Annotated in this window: 17 protein-coding genes; 4 read left to right on the forward strand and 13 right to left on the reverse strand. The window is 62.4% G+C overall.

The window, feature by feature from the left end:
• Positions 1 to 15: 15 nt before the first annotated feature.
• Positions 16 to 336: a DUF883 family protein gene (locus JBE38_RS04470; RefSeq protein ID WP_016979401.1), complete on the reverse strand. Its 321-nt coding sequence runs from the start codon at positions 334 to 336 to the stop codon at positions 16 to 18.
• A gap of 163 nt (positions 337 to 499) precedes the next feature.
• Here JBE38_RS04470 and JBE38_RS04475 point away from each other — a divergent pair, with 163 nt between their 5' ends.
• Entirely contained in the window at positions 500 to 754 is a 255-nt protein-coding gene (locus JBE38_RS04475) for a hypothetical protein (protein ID WP_060757089.1), read from the forward strand.
• On the opposite strand, the gene JBE38_RS04480 is transcribed toward JBE38_RS04475, so the two are convergent.
• Positions 747 to 1640: a LysR family transcriptional regulator gene (locus tag JBE38_RS04480; protein WP_090371440.1), complete on the reverse strand. Its 894-nt coding sequence runs from the start codon at positions 1638 to 1640 to the stop codon at positions 747 to 749. The genes JBE38_RS04475 and JBE38_RS04480 overlap by 8 nt on opposite strands.
• 82 nt (positions 1641 to 1722) lie before the next feature.
• On the opposite strand from JBE38_RS04480, the gene JBE38_RS04485 reads away from it, so the two are divergent.
• Positions 1723 to 2649 carry a carbon-nitrogen hydrolase family protein gene (locus tag JBE38_RS04485; protein WP_205343671.1) on the forward strand — a complete coding sequence of 309 codons (927 nt, stop codon included), beginning with the start codon at positions 1723 to 1725 and terminating at the stop codon, positions 2647 to 2649.
• 45 nt (positions 2650 to 2694) lie between these two features.
• Here the strand turns inward: JBE38_RS04485 and JBE38_RS04490 are convergent, their stop codons facing one another.
• The 3 genes from JBE38_RS04490 to JBE38_RS04500 are packed head-to-tail and all read right to left on the reverse strand — an operon-like array spanning position 2695 to position 5154.
• Positions 2695 to 3246, reverse strand: coding sequence for a GNAT family N-acetyltransferase (locus tag JBE38_RS04490; protein WP_104993476.1), 552 nt, complete (start codon positions 3244 to 3246; stop codon positions 2695 to 2697).
• A 5-nt stretch (positions 3247 to 3251) separates the two neighbouring features.
• On the reverse strand, positions 3252 to 3713 hold the full coding sequence (locus JBE38_RS04495; RefSeq protein ID WP_090371436.1) for an LEA type 2 family protein: 462 nt from the start codon (positions 3711 to 3713) through the stop codon (positions 3252 to 3254).
• A 13-nt stretch (positions 3714 to 3726) separates the two neighbouring features.
• A complete protein-coding gene (locus JBE38_RS04500) occupies positions 3727 to 5154 on the reverse strand; it encodes a nucleobase:cation symporter-2 family protein (RefSeq protein WP_205343672.1) in 1428 nt (475 codons plus the stop codon).
• A gap of 231 nt (positions 5155 to 5385) precedes the next feature.
• Here JBE38_RS04500 and JBE38_RS04505 point away from each other — a divergent pair, with 231 nt between their 5' ends.
• Positions 5386 to 7011, forward strand: coding sequence for a methyl-accepting chemotaxis protein (locus JBE38_RS04505; protein WP_205343673.1), 1626 nt, complete (start codon positions 5386 to 5388; stop codon positions 7009 to 7011).
• Between the two features lie 148 nt (positions 7012 to 7159).
• Here the strand turns inward: JBE38_RS04505 and JBE38_RS04510 are convergent, their stop codons facing one another.
• From JBE38_RS04510 to JBE38_RS04545, 8 genes are all read right to left on the reverse strand, one after another.
• Entirely contained in the window at positions 7160 to 8137 is a 978-nt protein-coding gene (locus JBE38_RS04510) for an NAD(P)-dependent oxidoreductase (protein ID WP_090371430.1), read from the reverse strand.
• On the reverse strand, positions 8134 to 9426 hold the full coding sequence (locus JBE38_RS04515; RefSeq protein WP_090371428.1) for an MFS transporter: 1293 nt from the start codon (positions 9424 to 9426) through the stop codon (positions 8134 to 8136). Before JBE38_RS04515 ends, JBE38_RS04510 begins: the two co-directional genes overlap by 4 nt.
• An 83-nt stretch (positions 9427 to 9509) precedes the next feature.
• Complete coding sequence (locus JBE38_RS04520) at positions 9510 to 10454, reverse strand: sugar kinase (RefSeq protein ID WP_060757080.1); 945 nt, start codon at positions 10452 to 10454, stop codon at positions 9510 to 9512.
• Positions 10447 to 11229: a sugar phosphate isomerase/epimerase family protein gene (locus JBE38_RS04525; protein ID WP_205343674.1), complete on the reverse strand. Its 783-nt coding sequence runs from the start codon at positions 11227 to 11229 to the stop codon at positions 10447 to 10449. Before JBE38_RS04525 ends, JBE38_RS04520 begins: the two co-directional genes overlap by 8 nt.
• Positions 11230 to 11296: 67 nt before the next feature.
• Positions 11297 to 12310: a LacI family DNA-binding transcriptional regulator gene (locus JBE38_RS04530; RefSeq protein WP_090371422.1), complete on the reverse strand. Its 1014-nt coding sequence runs from the start codon at positions 12308 to 12310 to the stop codon at positions 11297 to 11299.
• Between the two features lie 83 nt (positions 12311 to 12393).
• Entirely contained in the window at positions 12394 to 13035 is a 642-nt protein-coding gene (locus tag JBE38_RS04535; RefSeq protein WP_090371420.1) for a DUF1345 domain-containing protein, read from the reverse strand.
• A gap of 37 nt (positions 13036 to 13072) precedes the next feature.
• Complete coding sequence (locus JBE38_RS04540) at positions 13073 to 16171, reverse strand: efflux RND transporter permease subunit (RefSeq protein ID WP_205343675.1); 3099 nt, start codon at positions 16169 to 16171, stop codon at positions 13073 to 13075.
• Positions 16172 to 16177: 6 nt separating this feature from the next.
• Positions 16178 to 17332: an efflux RND transporter periplasmic adaptor subunit gene (locus JBE38_RS04545; protein ID WP_090371416.1), complete on the reverse strand. Its 1155-nt coding sequence runs from the start codon at positions 17330 to 17332 to the stop codon at positions 16178 to 16180.
• A 223-nt stretch (positions 17333 to 17555) separates the two neighbouring features.
• Here JBE38_RS04545 and JBE38_RS04550 point away from each other — a divergent pair, with 223 nt between their 5' ends.
• Positions 17556 to 18257: a response regulator transcription factor gene (locus tag JBE38_RS04550; RefSeq protein WP_060757070.1), complete on the forward strand. Its 702-nt coding sequence runs from the start codon at positions 17556 to 17558 to the stop codon at positions 18255 to 18257.
• The last annotated feature ends 3 nt before the right edge of the window (positions 18258 to 18260 follow it).

Consider the following 18260-nt stretch of genomic DNA (forward strand, 5'->3'; position numbering starts at 1 on the left):
CGCAGCCCGATTCGATCAGTTGCGGCGACCCAGCAACAGGCCGACGACCAGGCCGAAGCCTGCGGAAATCGCCACGGTCTGCCATGGGTGGCCACCGATGTAGGTTTCGGTGGCATCGACCACCGGCTTGCTGCGTTCACGTACGTTGGACACCGAGTCCAGCGCTTGCTTGAGTTTGATGGCAACCTGCTCGCGCAGGGTTTCTCCTTCTTCACCCACCAGGGATGCGCTGCTTTTGAGCAGCTTGTCCGACTCTTCGATCAGCGCGGTCAATTCGCTGAAGGCTTGATCCTTGATTTGGTCTTCGACGGCTTGGGCAGCGGTTTTGCGGGCCATTGGGTGACTCCTTGCAAGTGGATGTGACAGTGAACAATGGAGTATCGGGCCTCGGCAAAAGTTGCAGTTTTTTTGCGCCGGGGCCGTCGAAGGCTAAATCCGGATCAGGAAGTTTCGACCTACAGTGTAAGATGTCGCCTATTTGTGCAGCAGGTAATTCAACATGAGCTTCAATCTCGCCAACAAGACCCTCGCCGAACGCGCCGAGCTGGAAGATGAAAAGTCCCGACTTTACGAGCTGTGGCAAACCAACCTGGGCAAGGCCAAGGGGGAGGCCGCGCGGCTGTTCGGCGAGCGTGCCAAGCGCAAGGGCAAGTGGGCCGAATGGGTCCGCGCGGAACTCGACGGAATGTCGCCGCCGGAGTTTTCCAATATGGTGCGCAGTGAAGTCAACAAGCTGATGGCGGCGGCTAAATAAAGCACGCCACGATCGCCTCGCGTACCTTCAGCAACAGGGGGTCGAGCTGGGCCTGGGTGCGCCAGCCCAACTCCACCGGATAGCGCGGCAGCGCCAGCGGGCAGGGCAGTACGCGCAAGCCGGTCATGCGCGCAATCGCCTCGGCGGCGTGCCCCGGAATGGTGGCGACCGCCTGGCTGCCCTTGAGCAAGTACGGCAGCGCCGCAAAGTGGCTGGTGGATGCACACACCTGGCGGCTCAACCCCTGCGCCGCCAGCCCCTCATCGGTAATCCCGATAAACCCGCCTGACGACACCAGCACATGTTCGCGTGTGACGAACTCGTCCAGGCTGATGCTGGCCTGGTCCGAGTCCACCAGGCAGCGGTAATCACCTTCTCCCAATACTTGGCGACTCAGCCGGCCTTGGGCGAAACCACCGGCGGTGATCGCCAGGTCGAGGGTGCGATCAAGCAGGGCGGCTGCGACAATCTGGCTGTGGGTCTGACGGAAAATCACCCGCAGTTTCGGTGCGCGTTGTGCGATTGCCTCCATCAGCCGACGGCCATAGGCAATCTCGAAATCATCGGACAAACCCACCACCACCGAGCGTCCCTGATACTGCTGGTTACCCGGGTCGACCATTGCCAGGCTTTGGCGACAGCGGTCCAGCGCTTCGCTGATGACCGGTTTCAATTGATTGGCGCGCAACGTCGGCGCCAGGCCACGTCCGGTACGCACGAACAATTGGTCGCCATACACCTCGCGCAGGCGTCGCAAACCCGCACTGATGGCCGATTGCGTGACACCCAGGCGCAGGGCCGCCCGGCTGGCACTCGACTCGTCGTGCAGGGCTTCGAAGGTTTTCAGCAGGTTCAGGTCGACCTGGGTAATATTCATTTGGCTCATATCATTTAGCACTGAAGTGGGCTTTATTCATGATCCAGGCTGGCGGGAAAATGGGCAACCCCCCTCATTCGGAGTGAACCTGATGCCTGTTTCGATAGTGGCAGCCCTGCAAATCGGTGCCTTGCCTGGTGGCAAGGCCGAAACCCTTGAGCAAATCCTGGCGTATGAGCAAGAAATCAAACGCAGCGGCGCACAACTGGTGGTGATGCCGGAAGCCCTGCTGGGCGGTTATCCCAAAGGTGAAGGGTTTGGCACGCAATTGGGTTACCGCCTGCCCGAAGGCCGTGAAGCCTTCGCCCGCTATTTTGCCAATGCCATTGATGTGCCGGGCGCGGAGACGCAGGCGCTGGCCCAATTGTCGGCGCGTACGGGGGCGAACCTGGTGCTCGGTGTGATCGAACGCAGTGGCAGCACCTTGTATTGCACCATGCTGTATTTCGAACCGACGGGCGGCCTGGTGGCCAAGCACCGCAAGCTGATGCCCACCGGCACCGAACGATTGATTTGGGGCAAGGGCGACGGCTCGACCCTGCCGGTGATCGACAGCGCCATAGGGCGCATCGGCGGCGCCGTATGCTGGGAAAACATGATGCCGTTGCTGCGCACGGCAATGTACGCCAAGGGCGTCGAAGTGTGGTGCGCGCCGACCGTGGATGAACGCGAGATGTGGCAAGTCAGCATGCGCCATGTGGCCCACGAAGGTCGCTGTTTTGTGGTCAGCGCCTGCCAGGTGCAGCCATCGCCCGAGGCGCTGGGTGTGGAAGTGGCCAACTGGCCGGCGCAGCGCCCGTTGATCGCGGGCGGCAGTGTGATTGTCGGGCCGATGGGCGATGTGCTCGCCGGGCCATTGCGCGGTGAGGCAGGCTTGTTGACGGCGCAGATCGATACGGACGAGCTGGTGCGTGCGCGCTATGACTACGACGTGGTGGGGCATTACGCCCGGCCGGATGTGTTTGAGTTGACGGTCGATGAGCGGGCCAAGCCGGGCGTACGCTTCATCGCTGACTGAACACCGCTCAACTGTGTGGGAGGGCCGGCTCCCACATTTGCGGCCTCATTGGCTCAGGCGTGGGTATTCCAGCCATTGCTCGCGAGTCATTTCCCAGAGGTCCCGCGGGAAGGTGCCTTCAACGAACTCGCCTTGATCCGTGCGCACCCGGCGCATCCCTTCACGCTCGGAAATCCGGCGCGACGCCAGGTTCGGCGCCGCCTTGGGCACCCTCAACAGTGGCCGCTCCAGTACGCCAAACCAGTAGTCGTTCACCGCCGCACAGGCTTCGCGCATCAAGCCTTGCCCTTGCCATTGTGGGCCGAGCCAAAAACCACGGTTGTTATCGTGTTCGTCCATCAGGCTGATATTGCCGATTAACTTGTCCGGCGCGCTTTTCAGGCGGATCGACCAATGCCATTCCTTACCACGGGCCATGGCGGGCAGGGCGATTTGTTCCAGATAGGTGCGTGCGCCATCGGCCGGATAGGGCCAGGGCACCAGGGCGTTGAGGTAGCGCACGACTTCCCAGTGCGGGAATTGCTGTTGGATGCCCTCGGCGTCGTCCAGGGTCAGTGGTTGCAGGATCAGTCGTTCGGTGAGCAAGGTCGGTTGCATGGTCGTTACCAGGTAGCCGTGTTCGGCAGGTCCAACGTGCCACGCTCCACAAAGCGCATGGTGCCGAACAACCCGCCCGCCAGCTTGCCGCGCAGCACGTAGGGCAGGTTGTTCAGGCTTTGAGTCTGGCTCAGGCCCAGGGTTTGGCGCAGTACGGAAAATGCCGACACACTCACCGGCACCATCAGCACGGTCTCGGAAAAGCGCGGCACCGAGCCTGCCTGGTCACTCACGCCTGATGCCAGCGGTCGGCCATTGACGTCCAGGTCCAGGGCGATGCCGCTGTAGTCGATGGCCGTTTCATTGGGGTTCTGTACCCGCAGCTTCACGGCGAAACGCACTTCCAGGTCCTGGCTTTGCAGGGGCTCGATCCCCACCACCGTAATGTTGACCGGGTCGCGGTGGGGGAACAGCGCGCAGGCGCTCAAGGTCAGCAGCAGTAACGATAGAACCATGAGCTTGCGCATCTGAAAGTTGCTCCTATTGCGTAACGTCCGGGTCTTGCATGACTTTGAGGGTAGAAGACTCCGGGTCGAATTCGTCTTCTTCCAGCTCTATGAACTCTTCGGGCAGGAAAATGTTCAGCAAGATCGCACAAAATGCGCCCACGGTGATCGGCGATTCAAAGATGTTGTGCAGGGCCTTGGGCAGGTCGCGCAACACTTCCGGTACGGCGGCGACGCCCAGGCCCATGCCCAGGGAGATCGCCACGATCAGCACGTTGCGTCGGTGCAGCCCGGCTTCGGCGAGGATCTTGATCCCGGCCACGGCCACGGTGCCGAACATGATCAGCGTCGCGCCACCGAGCACCGGCTTGGGCATCAGTTGCAGTACCGCGCCGATCATCGGGAACAACCCCAGTAACACCAACAGGCCGGCGATAAAGTACGCCACGTAGCGGCTGGCCACGCCGGTCAGCTGGATCACGCCGTTGTTCTGGGCGAAGGTCACCATCGGCAGGCTGTTGAAGGTGGCGGCCATGGCCGAATTGAGGCCGTCGGCCAGCAGGCCGGACTTGATGCGCTTGATATACAGCGGGCCCTTGACCGGCTGTTGCGAAATCATCGAGTTGGCGGTCAGGTCACCGGCCGCTTCAAGCGGCGAAATCAGGAAGATCACGGCAACCGGGATAAACGCGACCCAGTCGAACGAGAACCCGTACTTGAACGGCACCGGTACGCTGATCAGCGGCACCTGGGGCAGGGCGGCCATGTCCACGCGGCCCATCCACCAAGCCACGACAAAGCCCAGGGTCAGGCCGATCACGATCGAACCCAGGCGCAGGAACGGGTTGCTGAAGCGGTTGAGGACCACGATGGTCAGCAGCACCAGTGCCGCCAGCCCCATGTTGCCCGCCGCGCCCAGGTCGCTGGAGCCAAAGCCGCCGGCCATGTCGGTGACCGCCACCTTGATCAGTGACAAACCCATCAGGGTAATGATGGTGCCGGTGACCACCGGGGTGATCAGTTTGCGCAGTTTGCCGATGAACTGGCTGAGCACCACTTCGATAAAGGCTGCAAAAAAACAGATACCGAAGATCGTCGAGAGAATTTCATCGGTCCCGCCGCCCCGGGCCTTGACCATGAAGCCGGCGCTGAGGATCACACTGATAAACGAAAAACTGGTGCCCTGCAGGCACAGCAGGCCGGAACCCACCGGGCCGAACTTGCGCGCCTGCACAAAAGTCCCCAGCCCCGAGACGAACAGCGCCATGCTCACCAGGTACGGCACTTCACTACCCAGTCCCAGAACACCGCCTACAATCAGGGTGGGCGTGATGATCCCGACGAAACTGGCGAGCACGTGTTGTAACGCGGCAAAGATCGCCGCGGTGAAGTGCGGACGGTCTTCCAGGCCGTAGATCAGGTCGGATTTATAGCGCGGTTGGGGGGCATGAGCGTCAGACAAAATGAGGGCTCGGGTCAGAAAATGGAGACGCAGGATGCCAGAAACTGCTAATCGTCAGAAGTGTAAAAAAATATTTATAAAGACCCTGCATAAACCGCCGGTGCTTGCCGATAGCCTGGGCAGGTCACCTATCAATTACAACAATGGTGACCAAGGTCTGAGCCGCGCGTTGACGCCGACGGATCGTTCGCGGCAGGGACGCATGCAAACACATCTTATGAGAGCGCATCTATGTCCCTTCGCCATCTGAATATTGCCCCTCGAGCTTCTCTCGGTTTTGCATTGATTGCCTTATTGGTCGTGGTATTGGGAATGTTTGCGGTTAATCGCATGACGTTGATGCGTCAGGCGTCGGCGGACATGGCCACCAACCAACTGCCCAGCGTCACTTATCTGGGGGTTATCACGGAGAACGTACTGCGCTTGCGTATCCTGTCATTTCGGGTGCTGGTCAACCGTGAGGCGGCGGGCCTGCAGGAGGCCGAAACCCGTATCGGTGTATTGCTTGATAAAGTGAAAACCGCTCAGGCCGGTTATGCGGTGATGCCAGCCGGCCCGGAGGAGGCGGCCTTGTACAAGACGTTTATCGTCACCCTGGACAACTACATCAAGGCCCAGGCCGAGATGCTGGCTTTGTCCAAGCAAGGCAAGCTCGATGACATGCGTACCCTGATCAACACCCGCATCAAGGACGGCACCGATCAGATGGGTGAACAGTTGAACAAGCTGATCGCGATCAATGTGGCCGATGCCCGGCAGGCCAATGATGATGCCGAGCAGAGTTATCAAAGTGCCATCATCGGTGTCATCGTGGTCTCGGTAGTAGCCGCTTTGCTGACAGTGTGTCTGGCCTGGGCGCTGACCAGGAGCATCGTCACGCCATTGCGCAAAGCCGTGGAAGTGGCCGAGACCATCGCCGGTGGCAACCTCAGCAAAGTGATCGAGGACGATGGCAAGGACGAACCGGCGCGTTTGCTCAGTGCCTTGTCCGCCATGCAAGCCAACCTGCGCCAGACCATCCAGCATATCGCCGGCTCCGCCACACAGTTGTCCTCCGCCGCCGAAGAGCTGAGTGCGGTCACCGAGGAAGCGTCCCGGGGCCTGCAACAACAGAACAATGAAATCGACCAGGCCGCCACGGCCGTCAACGAAATGACCGCTGCCGTGGAAGAGGTGGCGCGTAACGCGGTGTCGACCTCCGAAGCGTCCGGCCAGTCCAACCAGGCCGCCCGTGCGGGACGCGACCGCGTGGTCGAAACCGTCGAGGCCATCCAGACGATGACCCAGGATGTGCAAAGCACTTCGGTGCTGATCGAGGGCCTGGCGTCCCAGGGACGTGATATCGGCAAAGTGCTGGACGTGATCCGCGCGATTGCCGAACAGACCAACCTGCTGGCGCTCAACGCCGCGATTGAAGCGGCCCGCGCCGGTGAAGCCGGGCGCGGTTTCGCGGTGGTGGCCGACGAAGTGCGGGCGCTGGCCCATCGCACCGCACAGTCGACTCAAGAGATCGAAAAAATGGTCGCCGGCATCCAGAGCGGAACCGGCGAAGCTGTGCAGTCGATGCAGCAGAGCAACCAGCGTACCCATGCCACCCTGGAAATGGCTCGCGCCGCCGGTGTGGCCCTGGAGCAGATCACTCAATCGATCAGCCTGATCAACGAGCGCAACCTGGTGATTGCCAGTGCCTCGGAAGAGCAGGCGCAGGTGTCTCGCGAGGTGGACCGCAACTTGGTCAACATCCGCGACCTGGCGACCCAGTCGGCGGCGGGTGCCAACCAGACCAGCGCGGCCAGCCATGAGCTGTCGCGCCTGGCGGTGGACCTGAATGGGATGGTGGCGCGCTTCGTTATCTGACCTGCAATAAGGCCAAAAATGTAGGAGTGTGGGAGTGTGGGAGGGGGCTTGCTCCCGATAGCGGTGGGTCATTCAGTAAATCAGTGACTGGCCCACCGCTATCGGGAGCAAGCCCCCTCCCACAATTGCTCTCTTTTTTTTTCAGAGGCTATGGCTTCCAGGCCCCCGGGTTCACCAGGTTAGTCGGCTTTTGCCCAGCCAGCGCCTGCAACAGATTATCCACCGCACACTTGGCCATCGCCTCGCGCGTCTCTTGGGTTGCCGAGCCGATATGCGGCGTGGCGACCACGTTGTTCAACCGCAGCAACGGCGACTCGTGATTGAGCGGCTCACGCTCGAACACATCCAGCCCCGCCGCCCGGATGGTGCGCTGCTGCAAGGCTTCGACCAACGCCGCTTCGTCCACCACCTTGCCCCGCGAGATGTTGATGAAGATCGTCTCCGGCCCCATCCGCCTGAATGCCTCGGCGCCAATCAGCTTCTCGGTTTCGGCGGTCAGCGGCAAGGTCAGGCAGACAAAGTCAGCCTCTTGCAGCAACTCGTTCAGGCTGCGGTACCGCGCGCCGAAACGCTGTTCCACCTGCGGCTTGGGCGAGTGGCTGTGGTAGATCACCGGCATGCCGAAGCCGAAATGCCCGCGCTGCGCCAGGGCTTCACCAATGCGCCCCATGCCGATGATGCCCAGGGTTTTGCCGTGCACGTCGGTACCGAAGTGCGCCGGGCCGATGTTCTTGTTCCATTGGCCGGCGCGCACCATGTCGGCCAGCTCGACCACCCGGCGTGCGGTGGCCAGGATCAACGCAAAACCGGTGTCGGCAGTGGTTTCGGTGAGCACGTCCGGGGTGTTGCTGAGCAGGATGCCGCGCCGGGTCAGGTAGTCGATGTCGTAGTTGTCGACCCCCACCGAGACGCTGGCCACCGCTTCCAGGTGGGGCGCCAGGTCCAGCAGTCTGGCATCCAGGCGCAGGCTGGCGCCGAGCAGGCCATGGGCGCTGGGCAACGCGTCGCGCAGTTTGGCCAGGCCCGTGTCGTCCAGCGCGTCGATCAGCGTGACATCGGCCTGTTCATGCAGGCGAGCCATCAGCGGCGCGGAGAGTTTTTTGTACAGCACAACAGACTTTTTCATGAGGTTTTGACCTTCAACTCCAGGGTTGGCGCCCGTACGCGATCGCTGGCGCCGGGCTTGAGGAAAATCGTCAGCACCACCGACAGCAGCAACGCGCCGCTCATCAGCAGGTACGAGGCGCCGGGCGAGCCGGTGCTGCTATTGAGGTAACCCACCAGGTACGAACCACCGAATGAACCCAGCGCGCCCATGCTGTTGATCAGCGCCATGGCGCCACCGGCGACGTTGGCCGGCAGGATTTCCGGGACGATGGCGAAGAACGGACCGTAGGGCGCGTACATGCAGGCACCGGCGATCACCAGCAAGGTGTAGGACCACCAGAAATGTTCGGCGCCAAGCGTGTAGGAGCCGTAGAACGCGATGGAGGCAATCAGCAACGGTGGCCACACAAAGCGTTTACGCTTTTGCAGTTTGTCCGAGCCCCACGACACCACCAGCATGCCGATCACCGCCGCGAGATAAGGCAGGGCCGACAACCAGCCGGCCTCGACCATATCCATTTTCAAACCCGCCTTGAGGATCGACGGCAGCCACAACACAAAGCCGTACACGCCGATGCTCCAGCAGAAAAACTGCAGGGCCAGCACGATCACCTTGGGCGAGCGGAAGGCTTCGGCGTAGTTCTTCACCGCCTTGATGCCCACCTGCTCGGCGGCCAGGGCGGTTTCCAGATCCTGTTTCTCGCTGTCGCTGAGCCATTTGGCATCCTTGGGCCGCTCATCGGCCAGGCGCCACCAGATAAAGGCCCAGATCACCGCCGGCAAACCTTCGATGATGAACATCCAGCGCCAGCTGAAGTGCTGCACCAGGTAGCCCGAGACCACCGACATCCACAGCATGGTCACCGGGTTGCCGAGGATCAGGAACGTATTGGCGCGGGAGCGCTCGGCACGGGTGAACCAGTGGCACAGGTACACCAGCATCGCCGGCATCACGGCCGCTTCGACCACCCCGAGCATGAAGCGGATGGCGATCAGCATATAGGCGTTGGACACCACGCCCGTCAGCGTCGCCAGGCCGCCCCACAGGATCAGGCTGACAAAGATCAGCTTTTTAACGCTGCGCTTCTGGGCATACATCGCCCCCGGCACCTGGAAGAAAAAGTAGCCCAGGAAAAACAGCGCGCCGAGCAGCGACGACATTCCGGGGGTGATCATCAGGTCTTCGGCCATCCCGGAGGCGGCGGCGAAGCCATAGTTGGCGCGGTCCAGATAGGCCAGGCTGTAGGTGATAAAAACGATCGGCATGATGTACCACCAGCGGCGGGTGGCGAGTTTCACGGTATCCATGGTGTTGCTCCTGAGCTTGTTGTAGTTGTTGCAACAGGTTGTGGTGTGCGGGCTTGCCCCGCGCCGGGCGGCGGCGCCTTTGCTCAGCTCGCCTTCTGTGCCAGCGGCAGGTCTGCCCTGAACGGCAAGCCTTCCATATCGCCACGGCTCTGCACGGCACGGCTGCCGATCCAGTTACCGCGCTGCACGGCCTCGGGGAAACTGAGGTTTTCCAGCAGGGCACTGACCATGCCGACGGCGAAACCATCGCCGGCACCGACGGTATCCACCACGGTTTCCACCGGCACGGCGGCGATGAAGCCTTGGTCCATGCGGGTCCGGTAGTAAGCCCCGTCAGGCCCCAGCTTGATGGCCACGGCCTCGGCGCCCTGGTCCAGGTAGAAGGCGGCAATATCGGCCGGGTCATCAAAGCCGGTGAGCAGACGGCCTTCGCTCAAGCCCGGTAATACCCAGTCGGCCAGGGCGGCGAGGGCATTGATCTCGCGGATCATCTGCTGCTCGTCGGGCCATAGCGATGGGCGCAGGTTCGGGTCGAACGACACGCTGCGCCCGGCTTTGCGCATTTGCATCATCAACTCGCGGGACAGTGCTCGCGTGGCGTCGGACAAGGCCGCTGGAATGCCGGTGGCGTGCAGGTGGCGCGCTTGCAGCAATGCCGGTTGGATGGCCTCGATAGACAAGTGGCTGGCCGCCGAGCCTTTGCGAAAGTATTCGACCTGGGGATCGGCGCCGCCGTCTTCACGGGACTTGAGTTGAAACCCCGTGGGGTGCAGCGGGTCGACCGCTACGTGGCGGCAGTCCAGCCCTTCTTTTTTCAGGCTGTCGAGCACAAAACGGCCCAGGGAATCATTGCCTACCCGGCTCAGCCAGGCCACGTTGAACCCCAGGCGCGAAAGGCCGATGGCGACATTGCTGTCGGCCCCGGCAATGCGCTTGTGAAACTGCGCCACCTGCGCCAGGTCGCCGGTCTGTTCGGCGACGAACATCGCCATGGTTTCACCAAACGACAGGATATCGAGCTTAGACATGGGCATTCTCCAGACGGGGCTGGCCAAGGGTGGCGAGGGCGGCGACCTGCTGGGCGGTGACCTGGACCAGGTCATCGCCTTGCAACGGAAATTCCACGGCTCGCGTAATACCTTGGGTCATGTGCTTGAGCAGTTGTTCCCACAAATGCAGGTCGGTGGGGCCGGGCGGCAGGGCGACGAGCTTGCCGTCCTGGCGACGGGCCACGGCTTTGCAGTGCAGGTAGTCCACATGCCGGCCGAGCAGGCGGGCGGCGGTGAGGGCGGATTGGTCCTGCCACTGCCAGTTGCCGATGTCGAAGGTCATCTTGACCGGCAGGCCGAGGCGCTCCACTTCACTGAAAAAGCGTTGCATCGGCTCGATACGCCCACCGTGCAAGGTCTGGTCGTTTTCCACCAGGAGCCGGACCGGGTGACGGCTGAGCAGGGCGTGCAGGCTTTGCAGGTCGTTGGTGTCGGTGAAGTAACCCAGGGACACCTTCAACCAGCGCGAACCGAAAGCCAGGGCGCGATCCAGAGTCGCGGCCAGTTCAGCATTGGGCTGGGCGCGACCGGCGACCCAGAGTTCCAGGGGCGATGAGAACACTGATTCCAAATGCTGCTGCGCCGCTGCTTGCGCCAGTTCGCCCGGTTGCTCGTCGGTCAACAGTTCTTCACGCCATTCGATGCGTTGGGCACCGGCAGCGCTGAGCACCTGGACAAAACTCAATTGGCCCTGCTGGCGTACCAGGTCGGCGCCGTAGCTGGAAAGGCTGATGGAGACGGGGTATTTATGCATTGTTGTGTACCTCTGAAACCGGTTTCATTTTTTGTGCAAGGAAGGTGCAAAGAAAGGTGCAAGACATTTAAAGGCGCCGAGTAGAGCCGCGCACGATCAACTCGGGCAGGAAGTCCAGGGTACGGGTGGGGTCGCTGTCGCCGCGCAAGCGCTTGAGCAGACAGTCAAACGCACTGGCGCCGATCGCCTCGGTCGGCTGGGCGAGGGCGGTGATGCCGCTGCCCACCAGCGGATACCAGTCCAGGTCATCCAGGGCGAGCAGGCCGACGTCGTCGAACAGGTGGCAGCCCAACGTCTTGAGCGCGCGGGTGCAGGCCAGCGCGGCGATGCCGTTGGCGCAGAACAGCGCCTTGGCGCCGGGCTTGGCGAGAAAGGTGTGCAGGTTGTTTTCCAGCGCCGCATCGAGCTCCAGCACCCTGCCGGTCAACCCTGGGCGGCGGTCGATCTCGGCGATGAAACTGGCCTGGCGCTCCAGGCGCGAGCTGGTGCCGTCGGCCGCTTCACTGACCATCAACACATCGCGGTAGCCCTGCTGCTGCAGATGCTCCAGCGCCATGCGCACGGCGGCCGGGTTATCCAGGCCCACCAGGTCGCTGTGCAACGGTTCGACCTTGCGGTCGACCAGCACCAGGGGCATTTCCCGTTGCAGCTCCAGCAGTTGGTCGAGGTGATGGCCGAGGGTGTTCACGATCAGCCCTTCGATGTTGTACGAACGCAGCGCCGCCAGGTGCTGGCGCTCCTGCTCGTCATCGCGGTCGGTGTTGCACACCACCAGGCTGTAGCCGTGCCGGCGGCAGGCGGTTTCGACGCCATGCATCACCGCAATGGAGTAGGGGTTGCGGATATCCGCCACCAACATGCCGATCAGGCGTGTGCGGCCACGTTTCAGGCCGCGGGCCATCTGGTTGGGGCGGTAGCCGAGGGCTTCGATGGCTTGTTCGATGCGCAGGGCAATGGCATCGGAGAGCAGCGCGCGGTCATCGCCGATAAAGCGCGACACGCTGGCCTTGGACACCCCGGCGCGCTCGGCGACGTCGAGCATGGTCACGCGGCTGCGCTGGGCGGCGGAAAAGTGATTCACGGTCTTTGACCTGCTATTTTTATGGGTAGGGCTGAAACCGGTTTCAGGAAACCATCAAACCAGGAGAATCGTCAAGGATTTGCTTAGCCGAACAGCCCGGCGGCAATGTTGATCGAGAAACCGAGAATCGCCGTATTGAACAGAAACCCGATCAACGATTGCCCCAGCACCACCTTGCGCAGGCTGCGCGTGGCCACGCCCACATCGGACGTCTGCACCGCCACGCCGATGGTGAAGGAGAAATACAGGAAGTCCCAATAGTTCGGCGTGAGCAGCCCTTCGGCAAAGCGCAGTGCCGGCTCCTTGCCCTCCCAGGTGTAATAGAGGCGAGCGTAGTGCACGCTGAAAATCACCCCGATCAACAACCACGAGCCGATGACCGTCAACCCGGTGAAGCCGTAATGCAACAGACGCTCGGTGGGGGCCAGGTCTTTACTGCCGATCAGCTCGAACGTGATGGCGGCGAGGCTGGCGATGGCCGCGATGCAGACCATGAACAGCACCAGGCCGGCGTTTTCATCCTCGATTTCCGCGATGCGTTTTACATCCGGGGCCTTGGCGCGGATGGTCAGCCACAGCATCAGGACCAGATAGGTCCACACGCCGGCGTTCCAGCCGATGAGGATTTTGCCCAGAAGGGTGTCGGACGGTGCCAGGATGCCCACCGCAATGCCCATTACAGCGGCGGTGGAGAGGCGAGGGTGGGTGCGGGCTAGAAAGGGCATAGGTGCTCACAACTCAGGGGTTGTGAGCACCATAGCATCACTCGGTCTTATGGCGCTTGCGCACCCACTTCATGACCACCACAAAGAACACCGGCACAAACACCACCGCCAATGTCGCTGTGATCATTCCGCCGATCACCCCCGTACCAATCGCCTGCTGGCTCGCCGAACTGGCACCGGTGGCAATCGCCAGCGGCACCACGCCGAGAATGAACGCCAGCGACGTCATGATGATCGGCCGCAGGCGCAACCGCGCAGCCTTCAAGGTGGCGTCGATCAGATCGTCGCCCTGCTGGTACAGGTCCTTGGCGAACTCGATGATCAAGATCGCGTTCTTCGCCGACAGGCCGATGATGGTGATCAGGCCCACCTTGAAGAACACATCGTTGGGCATGCCGCGCAAGGCCACGGCCACGACCGCACCAAGCACACCCAGCGGCACCACCAGCAATACCGAGGTCGGGATCGACCAGCTTTCATACAGCGCCGCCAGGCACAGGAACACGATCAGCAGCGACAGGCCAAGCAGCAGCGGCGCCTGGGAGCCGGACAAGCGCTCCTGCAACGACAGCCCCGTCCATTCCTGGCCCAGGCCCGCCGGCAGTTGGTTGACCAGGCGCTGGATCTCTTGCATGGCCTCGCCGGTACTGTGACCCGGCGCCGGTTCACCACTGATGGCGATGGCCGGGTAGCCGTTGTAGCGCGTCAACTGCGTCGGGCCCTGAGTCCATTTGGCTTCGACAAACGCCGACAGGGGCACCATCTTCCCGGCGTTGTTGCGTACGTTGATCTTCATCAAGTCCGCCACCTGGCTGCGCTGGTCGCCTTCGGCCTGCACTACCACCCGCTGCATGCGGCCCTGGTTGGGGAAGTCGTTGATATAGGCCGAGCCGACGGCCGAGGACAACACATTACCCACATCGGCGAACGCAACGCCCAAGGCGTTGGCTCGCTTGCGGTCTACCTGCAACTGCACTTGAGGCGCTTCGGCCAGGGCGCTTTCGCGTACGTTGGCCAGGACCGGGCTTTTTTCCGCCGCCGCCAGCAGCTCGGTGCGGGCTGCCATCAAGCCGGCATGGCCGACGCCACCGCGGTCCTGCAAACGGAACTCGAAACCGCTGGAGGTGCCCAGGCCATCGACCGGCGGGGGCAGGATCGCGTAGGCAACGGCGTCCTTGAGTTCGGTGAAGGCCATGTTGGCGCGCTCGGCAATCGATGCGGCAGCGTCATCGCTGCCACGTTCCGACCAATCCTTGAGCGTGGTAAACGCCAACGCCGCGTTCTGCCCGGAACCGGAGAAACTGAAACCCATGATCATGGTGGTATCACCCACCCCAGGTTCTTCGGCGTTGTGTGCTTCGATCTGCTCGGCCACCTGCACCGTGCGGTTCTTGCTCGCACCCGGCGGCAGTTGGATATCGGTGATGGTGTAGCCCTGGTCTTCCACCGGCAGGAACGAGGAGGGCAGGCGGCTGAACATCCACCCCAGGCCCACCAGCAATACCACGTAGATCAGCAAATAGCGGCCGCTGCGCTTGAGCGCGTAGGCCACCCAGCCTTCGTAGCGGTCGGTGAGGTTTTCAAAGCGCCGGTTGAACCAGCCGAAAAAACCGCCCTTGGTGTGGTGTTCGCCCTTGGCAATCGGCTTGAGCAGGGTCGCGCACAAGGCGGGCGTCAAGGTCAGGGCCAGAAACGCCGAGAACAGGATCGAGGTGGCCATCGACAGCGAGAATTGCTGGTAGATCACCCCCACCGAACCCGGCATGAACGCCATCGGCAGGAACACCGCGACCAGCACCAGAGTGATGCCGACAATCGCGCCGGTGATCTGGCCCATGGCCTTGCGCGTTGCCTCCTTGGGCGACAGGCCCTCGGTGGCCATGATGCGCTCGACGTTCTCGACCACCACAATCGCATCGTCCACCAGGATGCCGATGGCCAGTACCATGCCGAACATGGTCAGCACGTTGATCGAGAACCCCAGCAACAGCATGGTCGCAAAAGTACCCATCAAGGCAATCGGCACCACCAGGGTCGGGATCAAGGTGTAGCGCACGTTCTGCAGGAACAGGAACATCACCGCAAACACCAGCGCCATGGCTTCCAGCAGGGTGTAGACCACCTTGGTGATCGAGACCTTGACGAACGGCGAGGTGTCGTACGGGATCTTGTATTCCACGTTGGCCGGGAAGTAACGCGACAGCTCATCCATCTTCGCCCGCACCAGGGTCGCGGTGTTCAGGGCGTTGGCGCCGGGTGACAGCTGCACGCTGACCGCAGTGGACGGCTTGCCGTTCAGGCGGGTGGAAAACTGGTATTCCTGGCTGCCGATTTCCACCCGCGCCACATCTCCGATGCGCACGGTGGAGCCGTCCGGGTTGGCTTTAAGCACGATGTCGGCGAATTCCGCCGGCGTCGACAGCTGGCCCTTGACCAGAATCGCTGCGGTGATTTCCTGGGTCCTGGTCCCCGGCAAATCGCCCAGGCTGCCCGCCGAAACCTGCGCGTTCTGCGCGCTGATCGCGGCGTTGACGTCGGCCGGCGTGAGGTTGAAGCCGATCAGCTTCTGCGGGTCGATCCAGATCCGCATGGCGCGCTCGGCACCATACAGTTGGGCCTTGCCCACACCGTCCAGGCGCTTGAGTTCGTTCATTACGTTGCGCGCCAGGTAATCGCTGAGTGCCACGTCGTCGAGCTTGCCGTCGTTGGACGTCAGGGTCACCAGCAGCAGGAAGCCTGCAGAGACTTTTTCCACCTGCAAGCCTTGCTGGGTCACCGCCTGCGGCAGGCGCGATTCCACCGCCTTGAGACGGTTCTGCACGTCTACCTGGGCCATTTCCGGGTTGGTGCCCGGCTGGAAGGTCGCGGTGATCGTCGCCGAGCCGAGGCTGCTCTGGGATTCGAAGTACAGCAGGTGGTCGGCGCCGTTGAGCTCCTGCTCAATCAGGCTGACCACGCTTTCGTCCAGGGTCTGGGCCGAGGCGCCCGGGTACACCGCGTAGATTTCCACCTTCGGCGGTGCGACGTTGGGGTACTGCGCCACCGGCAACTGCGGGATGGCGATTGCGCCGGCCAGCAGGATGAACAGGGCGACCACCCAGGCGAAGATCGGGCGGTCAATAAAGAACTGCGGCATGGCGGGTTATTCCTTTACGAGACGGCCCGAGGCAGGGCTGTCATCCACTTCGACTTTTTCACCGGGGCGCGCATGTTGCAGCCCTTCGACGACGATGCGGTCGCCGGGCTTGAGGCCACTGCTGACGACCCAGCGGTCCTCGATCACGGCGCCCAACTCCACGGGTTGCTGGCTGACGGTCTGTTCGGCATCCAACAGCAGCACCATCGGTATGCCGGCGCTGTCTCGGGTAATGGCGCGTTGCGGCACGCTGATGCCTTGCTTGTCGACGGCCTGTTCCAGGCGCACCCGCACAAAGCTGCCGGGCAGCAGGTCGAGGTTCGGGTTGGGGAACTCACTGCGCAGGGTGATCTGCCCGGTGCCCGGGTCGACGCTGATGTCGGTAAACAGCAATTTGCCCGGCAGCGGGTACGGGCTGCCGTCATCCTGGATCAGCGTGGCCTTGGCCTGGTCCTGGCCGACCTGCTTCAGACTGCCGGCGCGGAAGGCGCGGCGCAGGTCATTCAGCTCACGGGTGGACTGCGTCAGGTCGGCGTGGATCGGGTCCAGTTGCTGGATGATCGCCAGTGGCGTGGCTTCGTTCTGGCCGACCAGTGCGCCTTCGGTCACCAATGCGCGGCCAATACGCCCGGAAATCGGCGCGGTCACGGTGGCGTAGCCCAGGTTCAGCCGGGCGCGCTCGACGGCCGCCTTGTTAGCGGCGACTTCGGCATTGGTCTGGCGCAGGTTGGCGCGGGCATTGTCGTAGTCCTGGGCGCTGATGGCGTTGCCGTCGACCAACTGGCTGTAGCGCTGTTCCTGCAAGCGAGCCTGGAAGGCATTGGCCTCGGCTTTGCTCAGGTTGGCCTGGGCACTGTCCAGGTCAGCCTTGAACGGTGCCGGATCGATGCGAAACAGCACGTCGCCCTGTTTGACGTCATGACCCTCCTTGAACACCCGTTGCATCACCACGCCGGCCACTCGCGCACGCACCTCGGCAATTCGCGGGGCGGCGATGCGCCCGCTCAACTCGCTGGTAATGGAGAGGGGCTTGGCCTGCAGGGTTTCAATGCGGACTTTGGCCAGGGGCATTTCCGGCGCTTCGTCCGCCGAGTTGCCGCAAGCGCTGAGGGCCAGCGTCAGGGCCAGCAGGCAAAACGGCGCAAACAGATTCTTCGACATGCTCTTATCCCAATAATGACGGCTGCATCCTAAGGTCACCTGCGCCGTGGTGCTGTGAAGCTGTGTAGCGTGTCTGTGAAGAAATGTAAGGTGCGGCGCGCTCGGCGCCGCGGGCGTATATCCTTGCACAACCTTGCCGGCACGGGAGATCCGATGTGGAAGGGGGCTTGCTCCCACATGGGATTTTTGTTCGACCAATACTGTATTTTCTGGAAACACCTTTATGCCCAACATCCTTCTGGTGGAAGACGACGTCGCGCTCTCGGAACTGATTGCCAGCTACCTGGAACGCAACGGCTACCACGTCAGCGTGCTCAGCCGTGGCGACCATGTACGTGAACGTGCACGTCTCAACCCGCCGGACCTGGTGATTCTCGACCTGATGCTGCCCGGTCTCGACGGCCTGCAAGTGTGCCGTCTGCTGCGCGCCGACTCGGCGGGCCTGCCGATCCTGATGCTGACCGCCCGCGACGACAGCCACGACCAGGTCCTGGGCCTGGAAATGGGCGCCGACGACTACGTCACCAAACCCTGCGAGCCGCGTGTACTGCTTGCCCGTGTGCGCACCTTGCTGCGCCGCAGCAGCCTGTCCGAACCGCAGATGGCCAATGACCAGATCATCATGGGCAACCTGTGTATCGACCTGTCCGAACGCACGGTGACCTGGCGCGAGCAGCCGGTGGAGCTGTCCAGCGGTGAATACAACCTGCTGGTGGTACTGGCCCGGCATGCCGGCGAAGTGCTCAGCCGCGACCAGATCCTGCAACGCCTGCGCGGTATCGAATTCAATGGCACCGACCGCTCGGTGGACGTGGCCATCTCCAAACTGCGTCGCAAGTTCGACGACCATGCCGGTGAGGCGCGCAAGATCAAGACGGTGTGGGGCAAGGGTTACCTGTTCAGCCGTTCCGAGTGGGAATGCTGATTC

This window comes from Pseudomonas sp. ICBG1301, assembly GCF_016918385.1.
In the GTDB taxonomy this organism is placed as follows: Bacteria; Pseudomonadota; Gammaproteobacteria; order Pseudomonadales; family Pseudomonadaceae; genus Aquipseudomonas; species Aquipseudomonas palleroniana.

Excerpts from the sequence above, each read along its gene's own strand:
- JBE38_RS04470 (WP_016979401.1), bottom strand. The coding sequence starts at position 336 with ATGGCCCGCAAAACCGCTGCCCAAGCCGTCGAAGACCAAATCAAGGAT.
- JBE38_RS04475 (WP_060757089.1), top strand. The coding sequence starts at position 500 with ATGAGCTTCAATCTCGCCAACAAGACCCTCGCCGAACGCGCCGAGCTG.
- JBE38_RS04480 (WP_090371440.1), bottom strand. The coding sequence starts at position 1,640 with ATGAGCCAAATGAATATTACCCAGGTCGACCTGAACCTGCTGAAAACC.
- JBE38_RS04485 (WP_205343671.1), top strand. The coding sequence starts at position 1,723 with ATGCCTGTTTCGATAGTGGCAGCCCTGCAAATCGGTGCCTTGCCTGGT.
- JBE38_RS04490 (WP_104993476.1), bottom strand. The coding sequence starts at position 3,246 with ATGCAACCGACCTTGCTCACCGAACGACTGATCCTGCAACCACTGACC.
- JBE38_RS04495 (WP_090371436.1), bottom strand. The coding sequence starts at position 3,713 with ATGCGCAAGCTCATGGTTCTATCGTTACTGCTGCTGACCTTGAGCGCC.
- JBE38_RS04505 (WP_205343673.1), top strand. The coding sequence starts at position 5,386 with ATGTCCCTTCGCCATCTGAATATTGCCCCTCGAGCTTCTCTCGGTTTT.
- JBE38_RS04510 (WP_090371430.1), bottom strand. The coding sequence starts at position 8,137 with ATGAAAAAGTCTGTTGTGCTGTACAAAAAACTCTCCGCGCCGCTGATG.
- JBE38_RS04515 (WP_090371428.1), bottom strand. The coding sequence starts at position 9,426 with ATGGATACCGTGAAACTCGCCACCCGCCGCTGGTGGTACATCATGCCG.
- JBE38_RS04520 (WP_060757080.1), bottom strand. The coding sequence starts at position 10,454 with ATGTCTAAGCTCGATATCCTGTCGTTTGGTGAAACCATGGCGATGTTC.
- JBE38_RS04525 (WP_205343674.1), bottom strand. The coding sequence starts at position 11,229 with ATGCATAAATACCCCGTCTCCATCAGCCTTTCCAGCTACGGCGCCGAC.
- JBE38_RS04535 (WP_090371420.1), bottom strand. The coding sequence starts at position 13,035 with ATGCCCTTTCTAGCCCGCACCCACCCTCGCCTCTCCACCGCCGCTGTA.
- JBE38_RS04540 (WP_205343675.1), bottom strand. The coding sequence starts at position 16,171 with ATGCCGCAGTTCTTTATTGACCGCCCGATCTTCGCCTGGGTGGTCGCC.
- JBE38_RS04545 (WP_090371416.1), bottom strand. The coding sequence starts at position 17,332 with ATGTCGAAGAATCTGTTTGCGCCGTTTTGCCTGCTGGCCCTGACGCTG.
- JBE38_RS04550 (WP_060757070.1), top strand. The coding sequence starts at position 17,556 with ATGCCCAACATCCTTCTGGTGGAAGACGACGTCGCGCTCTCGGAACTG.